Genomic DNA, 15,268 nt, shown 5'->3' with positions numbered 1-15,268 from the left:
TGTTTTCCAGATGCTGCTGAGCGCCTTGGCGGTCGGTCTGCTGGCGCTCGTCCTGGCGCTTTGGCCGGCGCACGCGGCGCGGGCCGAAGGCATCGAGAGCGGGGCGCTGAGCCTTACGACGCGGGAAGACGGCTATTTCCTTTCAGCTGACTACCGCATTGAGCTGCCTCAGCGCCTGGAGGAAGCCCTGCTCGCGGTTCCGCTGTTCTTTGTCTTTGACTTTGACCTTGAGCAGCGCCGTTGGTACTGGCTGGACAAGACCGTCGCCAGTGGAACCGTGACGTATCGCCTGAGCTTCAACGCGCTGACTCGACAGTATCGGGTCGCAATCAATGCCGACGGGCAGCGCAGCGCCTCGGCGACCCTGAACTTCGCCAGCTTGGAAGAGGCGCTTCGGCTGATCTCGCGCGTCCGGCGCGAAGCTGTCCTGCCGGTCAATGCACTTGAGCGCGGGGAGCGGTATCGGCTCACCGCGCGTCTGCGGCTGGATTTGACCCAGCTGCCCAAGCCCTTCCAACTGAACGCGCTCACGCAGCGCGAATGGCTGCTCGACTCCGAACCGCGCCGCATTAGCATCGAGCCTCGATGAGTCGAGTTTGGCGTTACGGCCTGATTGCGGCCCTGGGCCTTGCGGGCGTTGCCCTGTTCCTGCTTGCGGCGGGGACGAGCAACACGGCGCTCTTTGCGCGCCACTACAACGCCCTCTTGCTAGCCAACTTTGTGGTGGCTGGCGTGGTGCTGGCGGCTGTTCTGGCCTTGGCCTGGCGTCTGGCACGACGCCTGTATCAGCGCCGCTTCGGTGCGCGGCTGACCATGCGCTTTGCCTTGGCGTTTTCCGCCATGGGCATGCTGCCCGGTGTCGTCATCTTCCTCGTGTCGACAACATTCCTGCATCGTTCGATCGAGAGCTGGTTCAACGTCCGGGTAGATGCTGCACTGGAGTCGGGGCTGACGCTCACGCGCACTGCGCTCGACAGCCTTCTGGATGACACATCGCGGCGCACGCGGGCCCTTGCATCGGAGCTGGCCGGTTTGCCCGATGGCTCGCTGTCGGCACAGATCGACATGGCGCGCAGCAGCTTCGGCCAGGCAGATATCGTTGTGTTCACGGCGGACGGGCGCGTGCTGGCGTCCAGCGGGTCAAGCGGATTCTCCCTGCGCGCCGAACTTCCGCCGCAGGCGCAGCTGCGCAACGTCCGGCAAGGTCGGCCGGTCGCCCAGCTGGAATCAGAGCTGGAGGCGCGCGAGGGCCGTGATGCGCGCGCAGAGGCGATTGATCCGAACCGCGATCCTCGGCTGCGCATGCGGGTCGTTGTGCAGCTGGCTGATCCGCGCACGCTGGAGATCAATCCTCGCATCCGCTACCTGCAGGTCCTGCAGCCGGTCCCGGTTCAGCTGGCACGCAATGCCGAGGCGGTCCGCGCCGGGTTCCAGGACTATAGGGAACTCGCGCTTTCCCGCGAGGGGCTGCGTGACATGTACACGCTCACGATGACACTTGTGCTCTTGCTGGCGGTGCTGGCGTCGATTGCCGGTGCCTTCCTGCTCGCCAGCCGCATGAGCGCACCCTTGCTCGCCCTTGCCGAAGGTACCCGGGCAGTGGCCAGCGGGGACTTCCGGCCGCTCCCGCTGCGCCGTGCGGGCGACGAGCTGTCGCTGCTCATGGAGTCTTTCAACCGGATGACCGAACAGCTTTCCGAGGCTCGTGCCACAACGGACGCCTCGCGCCGCTTGCTGGAGGCAAACAACCTGTTTCTCGAGAATGTGCTGGCCAACCTCAGCGCGGGCGTGCTGGTTCTGGATGCTCAAGGGCGGTTGTCCACATACAACCAGAGCGCCGTACGCATTCTCGGCGCATCCCTGGCGGATCATCGCGGTCACGCTGTCCAGCACGCCTTGCCCCCGGGGTTTGCGCAGCTTCTTGAGCGGGAGAGCAGTCGCGGTGAGTCGATCTGGCAGGCCGAGCTGGAAATGTCGCGCACGCCGATCGGAGCCATGGATGAGGCCGCTGCGGTCAACCTGCTGGTGCGCAGCGCGCCGCTCGCCGGTGCGCTCGGCGCCGATCCTGCGCAGGCCGACAGTACGAGTGCCGGGCGGGTCGTGGTGTTCGACGACATCACCGAGCTCATCGTCGCCCAGCGCAGTACCGCTTGGGCTGAGGTTGCGCGACGTCTTGCCCACGAAATCAAGAACCCGCTCACGCCGATCCAGCTATCGGCCGAGCGTCTGCAGCACAAGCTCGCGGACAAGCTGGACATCGCCAGTGCCGACGTGCTGATCAAGAGCTGCGCGACGATCATCAACCAGGTCACTGCGCTCAAGCGGCTGGTCAATGAGTTCAGGGACTACGCGCGCATGCCAGCCGCCGAGCTTGCGCCGCTCGACCTCAATGCACTGGTAGATGAGGTGATGCGTCTCTACGAGCATGAGACTGGCCCCCAGGGGCGGATTGCCGTGACGCTCGATGATCGGCTGCCGCTGATTGAAGGCGACGCACCGCAGCTGCGCCAGGTGATTCACAACTTGATCAAGAACGCGCTTGAGGCCTGCGACCGTGCGCCCGAGGGTTTGGATGGTCCACCGCGCCGGCACATTTGGGTGTCGACTACCCTGCTTACCGACGCCGAGTCGCCGAGTCGAAAGCGTGTAAAGTTCTCTATCAGAGACTCGGGTCCGGGGTTCCCGGCAAAAATCCTTGCTCGAGCCTTCGAGCCCTATGTCACCAGCAAGGCAGGGGGCACGGGGCTCGGACTGGCGATCGTCAAGCGGATCGCCGACGAGCATGGCGCACGAGTCTCGGTGCGCAACCGCGACAGCGGTGGCGCGGAAGTGGAGATCACGTTCACCAAACTGATCTCCAGGGAGTACGCCTCACAGGCGGCGCAGACAGCAGGATCGACATAGCGCATGGCACGGATATTGGTCGTGGACGACGAGGTGGGTATTCGGGAGCTGCTCTCGGAAATCCTGAACGACGAAGGCCACGAGGTCGTGAGCGCAGAAAATGCGCAGAGCGCTCGTTCGGCCCGCGCCACCCAGCACTTCGACGCAATCCTGCTCGACATCTGGATGCCCGATACCGACGGCGTGACGCTGCTCAAGGAGTGGGCCGGCCAGAATGCTCTGGCAGCGACACCCGTCATCATGATGAGCGGCCACGGCACGATTGACACGGCCGTCGAGGCGACGCGCATCGGTGCCATCGACTTCCTCGAGAAGCCCATCACCCTGACCAAGCTGCTCAAGGCAGTGTCTGTGGCGCTGAACCGCGGCAAGGCGCCTGCAGTTTCAGCACGGCCCGCAAGCATGGTGCAGGCGGCGCCTGTGGTGGTTGCATCGGTGCCGGGCATGATGCCTAGCGTGCTGCAGGCCGTCACCACGGAGCCTGCCGCCGCGCCGAGCCCACCGGGGCTTGATCTGCCGCTGGATGCACCGCTGCGCGAGGCACGCGACGCGTTTGAACGGGTCTACTTCGAGCACCATCTGGCGCGCGAAGGCTGGAGCATGACGCGCGTGGCCGAGCGCACTGGTCTGGAGCGCACACACCTCTACCGCAAGCTCAAGCAGCTCGGGATCGAGCTCGCCCGCAAGAAAGCCGAAGCCAACAGCGCCTGACAACTGGCCGGGCATGCCTCGGCTTGTCTATGCTGCGGCGGCATACAAGCAACAAGCAGCGGAGCGCTGAATGCGAGTCCTGATCGTGGGGGCGGGCCGGGTGGGGGAGTCGGTCGCAGAGAGCCTCGTTTCCGAGGCGAACGACATCACCGTCATTGATCCTGATGCTGGACGCATCGCGGTCCTGCAGGATCGACTGGATCTGCGAGGAGTTGTCGGCCTGGGGACATCCATCCAGACCCTGCGTGAGGCCGGCGCTGACGATGCCGAGCTGCTTGTCGCCTGCGCGACTTCGGACGAGACCAACCTTGTCGTCAGCCGAATCGGTCGTGACGTCTTCAACATACCGACACGAATCGTCCGTGTCCGCTCTTCGGAGTTTCAAGAGCACGAGGCGCTGACGCGCGATGGCTTTGCAGCCGACGTGGTCATCTGCCCCGAGCAGAGCGTGACCAACACCATCCTGAAACTGGTCGAGTTTCCCGAAGCGCTCCAGGTGCTTGAGTTTGCCGAAGGGCGTGTGTCCCTGGTGGCGGTGCGGGCCGTGGAGGGCGGCGCGTTGGTCCGGCAGCGCATCCGGGAGTTGCGCGACCATCTGCCGGGCATCGATGTGCGGGTGGTGACGATCTACCGCGCCCAGCGGGCCATGATCCCCGATGGCGAAACCATCATCGAACCCGGAGATGAAGTCTTCGTGCTTGCGCAGACCAAGCACTTGCGCAGACTCATCCGGGAGTTGCGCACCATCGACAAGCCCGTGAGGCGCATCATGATCGCCGGTGGCGGCAACATCGGGACACGACTGGCGCAGGCGCTGCAGTCGGACTACAACCTGCGCATCATCGACCGCAATCCGAGGACCACCCAGCGCCTGGCCACGCAGCTCAGCTCGTCGGCTCTGGTGCTCGAAGGCGATGCCACAGACGAAGATCTGCTGACCGACGAGAGCGTCCAGGAGATGGACCTCTTCATGGCGGTCACCAACGATGACGAGAACAACATCATGGCCGCGCTGCTCGCCAAGCGGCTCGGCGCTCGGCGGGTGATCGCCCTGATCAACCGCAAGGCCTACGCCGACATGATGCAGGGCAGCCGGATCGACATCGCGATTGCGCCCTCGCAGGCGACGATCGGTGATCTGCTGACCCATATCCGCCGCGGCGACGTGGCGCGCGTTCACAGCCTGCGTCGTGGCGCCGCCGAAGCCCTGGAGGCGATCGCGCACGGCGACCGCAACTCGAGCAAGGTGGTCGGGCGGCGCATCGACCAGATCGACCTGTTTGCTGCAGAGCGTGGCGTGACAGTGGGCGCCCTTGTACGTGGTGAGGGCGAGGACGCCGAGGTCATCATTGCCCATCACGACACCGTGATCGAGGCAGAAGATCACGTCATCGTCTTCGTGAACAACAAGCGCCTTGTGCCGAAGGTCGAGAAGTTGTTCCAGGTGTCGGCCGGCTTTTTCTGAGCCCAGCGCATGCAGCGTCAGCTCCTGCCCATCATCAATATCCTGGGCTTTGTCATCATGCTGTTCGGCGCGACCATGCTCGTGCCGCTCGGGGTCTCGCATGTCGTTGGTGATGCCGCGCGCAGCGCCTATGACGAATCCATCTTCATCACACTCATCGCTGGCCTCACCCTGTTTGTGGCCACACGCCGGTTTCGGCGCGAGTTGATGCCCCGTGACGGATTCCTTCTGGTCTCCCTCGTCTGGACTACTCTGCCCGCCTTCGCCACGCTTCCGCTCCTCTTCTACTTCAAGCAAACAGGCGCGCCGATCTCGTTCACCGATGCCTACTTCGAGGCGATGAGCGGCATGACGACGACGGGAGCCACCGTGCTCACCGGTCTGGAGCATCTGCCGCCGTCCATCAATGTCTGGCGGCATCTGCTGGTGTGGATCGGCGGCATGGGCATCATCGTGATGGCGGTGGCCATCCTGCCGCTGCTCGGTGTGGGCGGGATGCAGGTCTATAAGGCCGAAACACCCGGCCCCATGAAGGACGCCAAGCTCACACCGCGCATCACAGAGACCGCCAAGGGACTGTACGCGGTCTACCTCGGCATCAGTCTTGCGTGTTTTCTGAGCTACCGGGCCGCCGGCATGAACACCCTGGATGCCTTCTGCCACATGGCCAGCACCATGGGTCTGGGCGGCTTCTCGACCTATGACGCCAGCTTCGGACAGTTCAATTCACCCCAGATCGAGCTGGTCGCGATCGTCTTCATGACTTTAGCGGGCTTCAATTTCGCGATGCACTTTCTCGCCTGGCGCCGTCGCTCGCTGCGCGCCTATGTCGATTGTCCGGAGGCGCGCTGGTATCTGCTGGTGATGTACGCCGGCGTGGCCGTCGTGGCGGTATTTCTGTGGGTCAAGGGCGTGTACCCGGAACTCCTCACGGCGCTGCGCCACGCTGCATTCAATGTGGTGTCGATCGCCACCACCACGGGCTTTGCCAGCGTGGACTACGAGAAGTGGCCCGCATTTGCGCCGATCCTGATGCTCTTTCTCTGCGCGATTGCCACTTCCGCAGGCTCGACGGGCGGGGGCATCAAGATGATGCGCGCCGTGATCATGTTCAAGCTGTCCAAGCGCGAGCTGGTGCGTATCCTGCACCCGCGCATTGTGAACCCTGTGAAGCTGGGCGGCAGCATCGTCGATTCCCGCGTGATCCTTGCCACGCTCGCGTTCATGCTCATCTACGGCGGGACGATGATCCTGCTGACCCTGATCCAGCTGGCGTCCGGGCTGGATCCGATCACGGCATTCACGTCCATCGTTGCCTGTCTGAACAACACCGGCCCCGGTCTGGGGCAGGTCGGCCCGGCGAGCAACTACCAGGGTCTGAGCGATCTGCAGACCTGGGTGTGCACAGCGGCGATGTTGCTGGGTCGTTTGGAGCTTTTTTCGGTGATCGTGCTGTTCACTCCGGCGTTCTGGCGCCGATAAACCCCTTAGAGGCGGAACTCGGTGCGCACTTGATGTGTGCGCACCGGCCCACATCTGGGTGCCAGATCGGAGTGACTCTCATGCGAACCATCTTCAATAGCGACAACTATTGCGTTGTGCTCTTCCCCGAGACACCTCAGGGCCCGGCCTACGAGATCATGGACAAGCAGGGCCGCCGCGAAGTTTTCGTGGACGGCGATCTGGCCCAGGCCTTCAAGCACAAGGTGTCGGCCTTAATGGCCGAGCAGCCTGGCGAGGACGAGATCGATCAGTTCCTCGCGCAGTTCGACGGCATCATGCAGACCAAGCTGGCGTTTCACTGACCCGCTGTCGAACCACAGAAAAAAGGGCCTTTGCGGCCCCTTTTGCTTTGCTGTCCTTGCAACTAGCTGCCAGCGTGTGGGGACCACCGGCTGTAGCGCGGCAGGCTCGCCGACAGGAACGCCATCTGGTCAGCGAGGATGTTGCGGTTCGAGAGAATGAAGCCCTCGTTGCGGCAGACCCGGTAGGGGACGTAGAGCAGGCTCATGCCGGCTTCTTCGGGCGTGCGGTTGCCCTTGCGATGATTGCAACCGCGGCATGCGGTGACTACGTTCATCCAGGAATGTCGACCGCCGCGCGACACGGGCTGGATGTGCTCCACCGTCAACTGCCGCTCTTCAAAGCGGCTGCCGCAGTAGGCGCACATGAAGCGATCCCTCAGGAACAGGCGCTCACGCGTCAGCCCGACATGCGCGTAATCGTGTGAAACGCGATGCCGCCCGCGCACCATGACGATTGACGAGAACACCAGCTCGGAGATGCGCTGGCTCGCACGATTAAAGCCGCCGGACAGCGAGAACAGGTTCTCGCCGAGTTCGGTGATCACCTTGTCGGCAGCGTAGTAGCGCGCTGCGCGGGGCATGCCTGCCCAGCGCACCGGTTGTCCGACCGAATCCACGATCAGGATGTGCGACATGCGGTTGATTGTGTCACGGTCAACCGGCCACGGGAAGCCCAGGGCCCATGCCGGAGCAACATGTCACACTCGCACGTCGCACACGCCTGTCCCAGGCACGTCGTACGCTGCGTGATGCGCCGTGCGGGTGTTGCGCTACTTGCTGGGCGCGGTGCTTGCGGGTGTTGAAGCGTCCTGGCGCGGCGCCGCAGCCGTCACCACGCGCGTCGGGTAGTTGAGCCACATGACCTGCACGCCGCGATCGCGCGCGGTCCGCTCGATCTGCGCCACCTTCTGATTGTCGACTTCCACACTTTGCGCAGCGGGCAGGCCAGCGCAGCCACAGAGCACTACCAGTGCCGTGGCCGCCAGTGCTGCGCGCGCCGCACGGTGCGTGAATGTGAATGGATAGGCGTTGTTCATGACGGCTCTCCTGCCAAAGGGCCAGATTGCAGCTTAGGTCAGCCGGTGCGGCATGCAAGCCCCTTGCATGCCCCTGCGCATGCGGCCAATACACTGCGCTCATGTCTGCGCCCCACGCCCTGCTCGCCTTGCTGGTGGTCTTCGTCTGGGGGACGAACTTTGTGGTCATCAAGCTCGGGCTGGCGGACTTTCCGCCCATGTTGCTGGCCACCCTGCGTTTTGCTGCATCTGCGCTGCCATGGCTGTTCTTCATCAAGCGTCCGGCCGTGCCCTGGGCGCTGATGTCGGGCATCGGCACGCTGGCGGGCTTGCAGTTCGGACTGCTGTTCGCGGCAATGCGCGCCGACATCACACCAGGGCTCGCCTCGCTTCTCATCCAGACCCAGGTGTTCATGACCATCGGGTTGTCCATGGTTATGTTGCGCGAGCGTCTGCACCGCCTGCAGTGGGTCGGGCTGGCGTTCGGCGTGGCGGCGCTGGGTCTGCTGCTTTCTCGTTCTGGCGGCGCCGCTGATTTGACCTTGCTGGGCGTTGCGCTGGTTCTGGCGGCCGCGCTGGCCTGGTCCGTGGCCAATGTGCTGGCGCGCCGATTGGGCAAGGTGGACATGCTGGCCTTCATGGTGTGGTCCAGCCTGTTCGCGGTGCCGCCTTTGCTGGGCTTGAGCCTCTGGCTCGACGGCTGGACGGCGATCGCTTCGGCGCTCGCGCATGCCAGCCTGGTGGGCTGGCTGGCGGTCGGGTGGCAGGCGCTGGGCAACACACTGTTCGGCTTTGGCGTCTGGAACTGGCTGCTCACGCAGTACCCCGCAGCGCAGGTTACGCCCATGGCGCTGCTGGTGCCGGTGTTTGGCTTGTCGGCATCCGCGCTGGCACTTGGCGAGCCGCTTCAGAGCTGGAAATTGCTCGCCGCACTGCTCATCATGGCGGGGCTGGCGCTCAATGTCTGGGCGGGCCGCTTGCGCAGCCGCGCCCTCCAGACCGCATGACAACCGTGACCTCGTCGGCCCGCGTTCTCTTTTGCGTAGGCGGCGTACCCGTGGGCAGCCTGGCCGCACCGCTGGCCGCGCGCCTGTGCGAGCGGGTGCCCGCCTGGGCGCAGCCCGGCGCTGTGAACGCCCCAGCAGACGACCAAGCGCTGGCCGAACTGGCTGTGCGGCTGCGCACCTGGGGCGTGACCGGCCGCTGGCGTGACGAACTTCTGCCGGTGCTGGACCCTGCTGACGAACCCGGCGCGCGTCGCCTGGCGCGGATCGAGCGAGCCTGCATGCGGCCGCTTGGTCTGCTCACGCAGGCCGTGCACCTGAACGGTTGGGCGCCGGACGGGCGGGTGTGGTTGCAGCAGCGCGCCCTGGACAAGGCGACCGACCCCGGCCTCTGGGACACCCTGGCCGGCGGGTTGGTGAGCGCGCGCGAACCGGACCTGCCCACCGCGCTGGCGCGTGAGGTGCACGAGGAAGCCGGCCTGCATCTGGTTGATCTGCACGACCTGCACGCCACCGGTCACCTGCGACAGTCCCGGCCGATCGACCCGACGCCATTGGGCGAAGGCTGGCTGATCGAAGACCTGCTCGCCTGGGATGCCGTGATTCCCGAGCATCAGCAGCCCGTGAATCTGGACGGCGAGGTGGCGCAATTTTCCTGCCTGCCCTGGGCGGCGGTACTGGATCTTCAAAGTGCGGGGCAACTGACGGTGGAAGCGGCCTGGGTCCTGCGCGCAAGCGCTTTGCGCCGCGGCCTGCCCTGGCCCTGAGCGACCGCTCGTCGCGTGCCGCGGCGGGGGTTGCTGCCGTGCTGGCGCAATCGGTGTTCAGGGTTTACCCTAGACGATAGCCCAGTCACCCAGCCGCCTGCGAAACAACCGTGTCGCGCGGCCGGCGTGAACGCCGGATGCCATGCCCTCCTCCCGCTGTTTGCCTGCGCTGTCTGATCTGGCGCTGCGCCCCGCCTTCTGGGTCGGCTGTGCTGCCCTGTTGCTGCATGCCGTGGTCTGGGGCGCGTCTGCTGACGCGGCCCCGGTGCGCGACGCCACGGCGGCCGCGGGCGCACGCGTCGGCAATGCGCCTGCCGTCGTGGCCGCTTCGACCCTGAGCCCGAGCGCGTCGCCGGCCCAGGCCGCAGCCAAGCGCATCCGCAACGTGGCCACCGACAGCACCGATGGCGCGCCGCGCACGCTGGAACTGCGCCCCGGCTGGCGCCAGGCCTTTGCCAGCCGCGGTCTCGCCGGCGTGATGGTGCTGACGCGGGTGGGGCGGCGCACAGTGCTGGTCAGTGATGTCGAGCGCGCCCAGCGCCGCCTGGTGCCCGCCTCGACCTTCAAGATCGCCAATGCGCTCATCGCCCTGGAGACCGGTGCGATCAAGGATGAATTCGAGCCGGTGCAGCCAGAGGGCACGCTTGAAGGCCCCATGGTGCGCACCCACACCCTGGTGTCGGCCCTGCGCAGTTCATCCGTACCCACCTTCCAGACCCTGGCCAAGCGCGTCGGCCCGCAGCAGATGCAGGGTTGGCTCAAGCGCCTGTCCTTCGGCAACGCCGACATCGGCAACGACCTCACAGCGTTCTGGCTCGACGGCTCGTTGCAGGTCTCGGCGCTGGAGGAACTGAGCTTTCTGGATCGCCTCTATCGCTTGAACCTGCCCATGAGCGAGCGCAGCCAGCGCATCGTGCGCGACGCCCTCACCGTGGAGGCCAATGCGTGCTGGCGCATCCGCGCCAAGACCGGCTGGGCGCCGCGCGAACTGCCTGCGGGTGTGGCGTGGTGGGTCGGCACTGTCGAGACCGACAAGGGCGCCTGGGTGTTCGCGATGAACATCGACATCGCGGGCCAGCGCAACCCCAAGGTGTTCGAGCAGCTCAATGCCCGGCGTGAGATCGTCATGGACCTTCTGCGCGAAGAAGGCGTGATTCCCGCGCGCTGCGACCCGGCGTCCTGAGCGCGGATGGGCTGAAGCGCCGCGCCGGTGAATATTTAATTCGTATTCGGACGCGATTTTCAGGTTCGTGGAGTGTCACATACCGCGCTTCCATCAAGCGGAAAGTGGCATTCTGGTCAAAGTAAAAAGTCGCATTTCGGTCATTCATTATGGATGCCGTCGTGCCGCCCGCACTCGCACACCACCCCGCAGACGCTGCGTCCACGCAGATCCCAGTTGCCAGCCCAGCGCAAAGCCCGGCGCCAGCGCCAGCAACCACACCCCGGCATGGACCAGGAGCCAGAAGACGAACTCCGTGGCGCCGTGCGAGGTATCGAACAGATGGGCGCCTGGCACCTTCCAGCGCACCAGCGCCACAAAGGCGCTGAAGAAGAGCGCGTAGAACAGCGCAAAGGCCGCAGGCGGATGCGCCAGTCGCGCCGTCAGTGCACCGCCCCGGCTGCGGACCTGCAGCGCCCCGACGCAGGCGCTCATGAATGCGCCCGCCGGCACGGAGATCAGCATCCCCGCAAACATCGCCATCACCACGGCGGCCATGAAGAGTCCCATCGTGCGCTCCTGGATGAAGTGCTTGAACCTGTCTGGCCGGTGTGCGGCTCACTCTGCGCCCTGAGCCTGAACGTCCACGGCGGCGGTGCCGGGCGCGGCTGGCGCAGCGGGCGTGCGCTTCTCCGGCCGGCTGGCCTTGGCCTGGGCAAAGAGCGCAAACCAGTCCACCTTGCGCGTGGCCACCATCACGGCTGCCAGCAGGGCAAACAGCATCAGGCTGCCGGAGAGCAGGGCGTTCTCCTCCGCGTTCAGCAAGCCATAGAGCGCGCCATACAGTGCAGTCAGGCCCAGGGAGAGCGGCAGGCTGCGCCGCCAACCCTGCAGCACATGCGCTGCGTAGTACCCAATCAGCCCGATGCAGGCTGCCGCAGAGGCCAGATACGCCCAGGCAAAGCCAACCCGCTCCGCCAGTGAAAGCAGCAGCAGAAAGAACAGCACCAGCGCCAGACCCACCAGCCCGTACTGCACCGGGTGCAGGCGCAACTGCTTGAAGAGCTCAAACAGCGCAAAGCCCGCCAGCGTGAGCGTGATGAACAGCATCGCGTACTTGGTGGCGCGGTCCGAGAGCGAGTAGATGTTCACCGGGTCGATCATGCGCACGCCGAAGGCCTGCGTGTGCACACGCGCGGCGTCGCCTTTCTCCGCACTGAGCGCCGACCGCCAGACCGCCTGCGCCTCCGAGGCCAGCGCAGGCAGCTGCCAGTGCGCCTCAAAGCCGTCGGTGCGCACCTGCGGCTGCGTGGGCAGCACATTGCCGCCAAAGGAGGGGTGCGGCCAGTTCGCATTCAGCCGCACTGTGTTCAGCGTGCCGATCGGAAGGAAGTTCACGGCCTCGGTGCCCGTGAGCACCAGCTTCACCGTGAAGGGCACGACCGTGCCGGGTGGCCAGCGCAGCGGCAAACCTTCCGGTGCAGCCGCCTGCACGGCGGGCAGGCCGCCTGGGCGCAGGGTGGAGGGTGCCACCGCAACAGGCTCGCCATCGATCGTCAGCGTGAGGCTGCGCAGCCCGCGCGCCTCGCTGAAGGCCAGCACCGGCATGGCCGTGCCCGTGAACCTGGCGCTGCTGTCGCGCCGCGCGCGCAGAATCACATCGGTGGCGGGCACCTTGAAGCTGCCCGTGAGCGTGGCCTCCAGGTCATACACGTTGGACTTGAATAGCCCGTAGCCGCGCTGCGTGACGTTCAGACGGCCCACCACATCCAGTGCCTCCGGCATCAGCGCATAGTGTCCGGCGACGATGCGCTCCACCTTGCGAAAGCGCCCCTCTTCAGCCTTGCCCACCGGCTCGTCTTCGATCCAGCGTTCTTCAAACGGCAACTGCAGCACCGGCCCCACCACCAGCTGCTCACCCGCCTGACTGTTGCCCAGCGCCTGACGTGCGGCCTCGCGATAGCGCAGCCGGTCGTCCACCACGCCGCCCGCCATCAGGCTCGCCACCCACAACACCCATAACAGAGCGAGAAAACTCAGCGCCTTGAAGACAAACGGTTTCATTCAGCATGCACTCCCTGGTTGATGGGGTGCATGCTGCACGGCGCGGGTCAGCGTGCCGTGCAGACTGCGTGAGCCTTTGGTGAGGATTGTGTGGCGGTGGCTTAGAAGCGGACGCGCGCCAGCGTGCCGCCACCCGGCGCGTTGATGACCTCGGCGTGCGCGCCATGCCGCGCCGCGACCTGCGCGACGATGGCGAGGCCCAGACCCGTGCCGCGCTGACCGTCGGCGCGGGGCAGGGAATAGAAGCGTTCGAAGACGCGGGGCAGGGCGTAGTCCGGGATGCCGGGGCCGTGGTCGCGCACCACCAGCAGGGGGCGGCTGGCGGCTTGCTCGACGCGCACCTCAATGGCCGCCACGGCCTGCGCGGCGCCCCGAAGTGATTGCACCGACGCGTCGATGGCGTTGGTGAGCAGGTTGGACAAGGCCAGTTCCAGCAGCGCGGCGTCACCCTGTACGGTGATCGGCTCGGCTGAAGGGATGAGTGCGATGTCGACGCCGCTGGCCTGTGCCGCAGCGCGATGGCTGGCCACGGTGCGTTCGGCCAAGGCGTTGAGTTCCACCGGTGCGGCGTGATCCAGTTGAGCGCTGCCCTCGAGCCTTGCGAGGGCCAGCACGCGGTCCACCAGCGCAGTGAGGCGTTCGCTCTGCTCCTCGACGAGCTGCGCAAAGCGCTGGCGGTCGGCTTCGGGCAGATCGGCGGCCTGCAGCACTTCGCTGGACGCGCGCACTGAAGCCAGCGGGCTCTTGAGCTCGTGCGTGAGCGCCTGCACGTACTGCTCCACATACTGCCGGCCTTCGATCTCCTGGCGCATGCTTTGCATGGCGTTGCCGAGTGCATCCAGCTCGCGCACGGCCAGCTTGGGCGGGGTCGTCGCCACGCCGCGCTGCGCCTGCTGGGCAAAATCCACCAGCTTGCCCACGGCGCGCGTGAGCCACCAGCTCATCAGCACACCCACCAGCGCCGCCGCGGCCAGCAGCCACAGCCCGTGCTTGAGAATCGTGCGCTCGGCGCGCTCGATGATCGGCGCCACCGTCGCCACGGGTTTGACGACGGTGAGCACACCGATGATCGCGCCCTGCGCATCACGCAGCGGCGCGGCCACGTGGAACACGGCGCTGTTGTCGTCGCCCTCGATCACGCGGGTGGAGCGTGCGCCATATGCGCCGCGCAGGGTGCGGTTGACATCGCGCCAGCGCGAGTAGTCCTGCCCGAGCGCGCGGCCGGTGGAGTCGAACACCACCTTGCCCTGCGCGTCGGTGACGTAGATGTCGAAGTCCAGACTTTCCTTGTCGTAGTGCCAGATCTTGGCGCTGACGTCGCGCTGCCGGTAGGCCGCCACCGCCTGCGAGAACGGCCCACTGGCAAGGCTGCCCGCAGCCACTTCGCGCTGCGCGAGTTCCGCCAGCAGATTGGCGGTGTCGACCATCACTTCCTCGATGGTCTCGCGCACCGAGGGCTTCACCTCGGCGACGAACACGCGCAGCACGAAGAACGCCGCCACGCCCACGACGATGAAGTAGCCCAGCAGGATGCGAAGGGACAGACGCACAGGCTGCCTCAGGGCTCGACGCTGTAACCCAGCCCGCGATGCGTGCGGATCGGATCGCTGGCCCGATGCACGGCCGCAAGCTTGGCGCGCAGGCCCTTGATGTGGGTGTCGATGGCGCGCTCGCCGCTGCCTACGTTCAGGCCGCGCGCGGCATCGATCAGCTGCTCGCGTGTGAACACGCGGCCGGGTTGGGCGAGGAGTGCGAGCAGCAGGCGGTACTCCGTCACGGTCAGCGCAAGCGTCTGGCCATGGAATCGGATCTGTGCGCGGGTCTCGTCGACAACGAATGCGCCGTGCGATGGCGCAGCGGCAGCCGGGGTTGCGGACAGGGGTGGAACAGCCGCCTGCGCGGTCATGGAGGCGCGCCGCAGCAGGCTGCGGATGCGTGCCACCACCTCGCGCGGCGAGAAGGGCTTGGTCACATAGTCGTCCGCGCCGATCTCCAGGCCCATCACGCGGTCGATCTCGTCAGCTTGCGCGGTGAGAAAGAGCACGGGCACGGTGGAGAAGCTGCGCAACTGGCGGCAGACCTCAAAGCCCGTGAGATCCGGCAGGCCCACGTCCAGAATCACCGCGGCGGGCGGCGTGGCTTGGGCGGTGCCACCGGCTTGCATGGCCTGAAGCGCCGCGCGGCCCAGGCTGACGTGCAGCACCTCGAAGCCTTCGCGCTGCAGCGTGAACATCAGCGGCTGGGCGATGGCGAGGTCGTCTTCAACAAGCAGCAGGGTGCTCACGGTGCCGGGGTGGATGACGATGCGGGAAGGATGTTACGTCTAGATATCAAAATCGGCCATCAATTTGCGACGCCGAAAACATGCCA

General features: G+C 65.9%; 15 protein-coding genes. 9 read left to right on the top strand and 6 right to left on the bottom strand.

All coding sequences use genetic code 11. From position 1 onward, the window contains the following. Nucleotides 1-10 precede the first annotated feature (10 nt). From ACMDW7_RS16320 to ACMDW7_RS16295, 6 genes are all read left to right on the top strand, one after another. Entirely contained in the window at nt 11-589 is a 579-nt protein-coding gene (locus ACMDW7_RS16320; protein ID WP_377304343.1) for a DUF4390 domain-containing protein, read from the top strand. Then, complete coding sequence (locus ACMDW7_RS16315; protein WP_377304341.1) at nt 586-2,904, top strand: sensor histidine kinase; 2,319 nt, start codon at nt 586-588, stop codon at nt 2,902-2,904. The genes ACMDW7_RS16320 and ACMDW7_RS16315 overlap by 4 nt, the downstream gene beginning before the upstream one ends. A gap of 3 nt (nt 2,905-2,907) precedes the next feature. Then, nucleotides 2,908-3,615: a response regulator gene (locus ACMDW7_RS16310; protein ID WP_377304339.1), complete on the top strand. Its 708-nt coding sequence runs from the start codon at nt 2,908-2,910 to the stop codon at nt 3,613-3,615. A 70-nt stretch (nt 3,616-3,685) separates the two neighbouring features. Further along, the gene (gene trkA, locus ACMDW7_RS16305; protein WP_377304337.1) at nt 3,686-5,080 is read left to right on the top strand and encodes a Trk system potassium transporter TrkA; all 1,395 of its coding nucleotides are present in this window, start codon (nt 3,686-3,688) and stop codon (nt 5,078-5,080) included. Between the two features lie 9 nt (nt 5,081-5,089). Next, nucleotides 5,090-6,562: a TrkH family potassium uptake protein gene (locus tag ACMDW7_RS16300; RefSeq protein ID WP_377304335.1), complete on the top strand. Its 1,473-nt coding sequence runs from the start codon at nt 5,090-5,092 to the stop codon at nt 6,560-6,562. An 80-nt stretch (nt 6,563-6,642) separates the two neighbouring features. After that, nucleotides 6,643-6,885: a DUF3567 family protein gene (locus tag ACMDW7_RS16295; protein WP_377304333.1), complete on the top strand. Its 243-nt coding sequence runs from the start codon at nt 6,643-6,645 to the stop codon at nt 6,883-6,885. 62 nt (nt 6,886-6,947) lie between these two features. Here ACMDW7_RS16295 and ACMDW7_RS16290 read toward each other — a convergent pair whose 3' ends face one another. Both ACMDW7_RS16290 and ACMDW7_RS16285 read right to left on the bottom strand, forming a co-directional pair. Continuing rightward, entirely contained in the window at nt 6,948-7,520 is a 573-nt protein-coding gene (locus ACMDW7_RS16290; protein WP_377304331.1) for an HNH endonuclease, read from the bottom strand. 135 nt (nt 7,521-7,655) lie between these two features. Then, entirely contained in the window at nt 7,656-7,922 is a 267-nt protein-coding gene (locus ACMDW7_RS16285; protein WP_377304330.1) for a hypothetical protein, read from the bottom strand. Nucleotides 7,923-8,023: 101 nt separating this feature from the next. Here ACMDW7_RS16285 and ACMDW7_RS16280 point away from each other — a divergent pair, with 101 nt between their 5' ends. The 3 genes from ACMDW7_RS16280 (at nt 8,024) to ACMDW7_RS16270 (ending at nt 10,855) form a co-directional block, all read left to right on the top strand. After that, complete coding sequence (locus ACMDW7_RS16280; RefSeq protein WP_377304328.1) at nt 8,024-8,908, top strand: EamA family transporter; 885 nt, start codon at nt 8,024-8,026, stop codon at nt 8,906-8,908. After that, nucleotides 8,905-9,672, top strand: coding sequence for an NUDIX domain-containing protein (locus ACMDW7_RS16275; RefSeq protein WP_377304326.1), 768 nt, complete (start codon nt 8,905-8,907; stop codon nt 9,670-9,672). The genes ACMDW7_RS16280 and ACMDW7_RS16275 overlap by 4 nt, the downstream gene beginning before the upstream one ends. 142 nt (nt 9,673-9,814) lie before the next feature. Next, entirely contained in the window at nt 9,815-10,855 is a 1,041-nt protein-coding gene (locus ACMDW7_RS16270; protein WP_377304324.1) for a penicillin-binding transpeptidase domain-containing protein, read from the top strand. Between the two features lie 147 nt (nt 10,856-11,002). Here ACMDW7_RS16270 and ACMDW7_RS16265 read toward each other — a convergent pair whose 3' ends face one another. The 4 genes from ACMDW7_RS16265 to creB all read right to left on the bottom strand — a co-directional run bounded on the left by ACMDW7_RS16265 (nt 11,003) and on the right by creB (nt 15,182). Further along, nucleotides 11,003-11,404: a hypothetical protein gene (locus tag ACMDW7_RS16265; protein WP_377304322.1), complete on the bottom strand. Its 402-nt coding sequence runs from the start codon at nt 11,402-11,404 to the stop codon at nt 11,003-11,005. 48 nt (nt 11,405-11,452) lie between these two features. Continuing rightward, entirely contained in the window at nt 11,453-12,898 is a 1,446-nt protein-coding gene (gene creD, locus ACMDW7_RS16260; protein WP_377304320.1) for a cell envelope integrity protein CreD, read from the bottom strand. Nucleotides 12,899-12,999: 101 nt separating this feature from the next. Further along, nucleotides 13,000-14,448: a two-component system sensor histidine kinase CreC gene (creC, locus tag ACMDW7_RS16255; RefSeq protein ID WP_377304318.1), complete on the bottom strand. Its 1,449-nt coding sequence runs from the start codon at nt 14,446-14,448 to the stop codon at nt 13,000-13,002. A gap of 8 nt (nt 14,449-14,456) precedes the next feature. After that, the gene (gene creB, locus ACMDW7_RS16250; protein ID WP_377304316.1) at nt 14,457-15,182 is read right to left on the bottom strand and encodes a two-component system response regulator CreB; all 726 of its coding nucleotides are present in this window, start codon (nt 15,180-15,182) and stop codon (nt 14,457-14,459) included. Nucleotides 15,183-15,268: the final 86 nt, after the last annotated feature.

This window comes from Piscinibacterium candidicorallinum, assembly GCF_047549485.1.
GTDB classification, from domain to species: Bacteria; Pseudomonadota; Gammaproteobacteria; order Burkholderiales; family Burkholderiaceae_C; genus Piscinibacterium; species Piscinibacterium candidicorallinum.
The sequence above is the reverse complement of the archived record's forward strand: the minus strand, read 5'-3'. Positions and strand labels throughout refer to the sequence as shown.

What these genes read in the sequence shown, in the direction of transcription:
- ACMDW7_RS16320 (WP_377304343.1), top strand. Translation starts at nt 11, where the DNA reads ATGCTGCTGAGCGCCTTGGCGGTCGGTCTGCTGGCGCTCGTCCTGGCG.
- ACMDW7_RS16315 (WP_377304341.1), top strand. Translation starts at nt 586, where the DNA reads ATGAGTCGAGTTTGGCGTTACGGCCTGATTGCGGCCCTGGGCCTTGCG.
- ACMDW7_RS16310 (WP_377304339.1), top strand. Translation starts at nt 2,908, where the DNA reads ATGGCACGGATATTGGTCGTGGACGACGAGGTGGGTATTCGGGAGCTG.
- trkA (WP_377304337.1), top strand. Translation starts at nt 3,686, where the DNA reads ATGCGAGTCCTGATCGTGGGGGCGGGCCGGGTGGGGGAGTCGGTCGCA.
- ACMDW7_RS16300 (WP_377304335.1), top strand. Translation starts at nt 5,090, where the DNA reads ATGCAGCGTCAGCTCCTGCCCATCATCAATATCCTGGGCTTTGTCATC.
- ACMDW7_RS16295 (WP_377304333.1), top strand. Translation starts at nt 6,643, where the DNA reads ATGCGAACCATCTTCAATAGCGACAACTATTGCGTTGTGCTCTTCCCC.
- ACMDW7_RS16290 (WP_377304331.1), bottom strand. Translation starts at nt 7,520, where the DNA reads ATGTCGCACATCCTGATCGTGGATTCGGTCGGACAACCGGTGCGCTGG.
- ACMDW7_RS16285 (WP_377304330.1), bottom strand. Translation starts at nt 7,922, where the DNA reads ATGAACAACGCCTATCCATTCACATTCACGCACCGTGCGGCGCGCGCA.
- ACMDW7_RS16280 (WP_377304328.1), top strand. Translation starts at nt 8,024, where the DNA reads ATGTCTGCGCCCCACGCCCTGCTCGCCTTGCTGGTGGTCTTCGTCTGG.
- ACMDW7_RS16275 (WP_377304326.1), top strand. Translation starts at nt 8,905, where the DNA reads ATGACAACCGTGACCTCGTCGGCCCGCGTTCTCTTTTGCGTAGGCGGC.
- ACMDW7_RS16270 (WP_377304324.1), top strand. Translation starts at nt 9,815, where the DNA reads ATGCCCTCCTCCCGCTGTTTGCCTGCGCTGTCTGATCTGGCGCTGCGC.
- ACMDW7_RS16265 (WP_377304322.1), bottom strand. Translation starts at nt 11,404, where the DNA reads ATGGGACTCTTCATGGCCGCCGTGGTGATGGCGATGTTTGCGGGGATG.
- creD (WP_377304320.1), bottom strand. Translation starts at nt 12,898, where the DNA reads ATGAAACCGTTTGTCTTCAAGGCGCTGAGTTTTCTCGCTCTGTTATGG.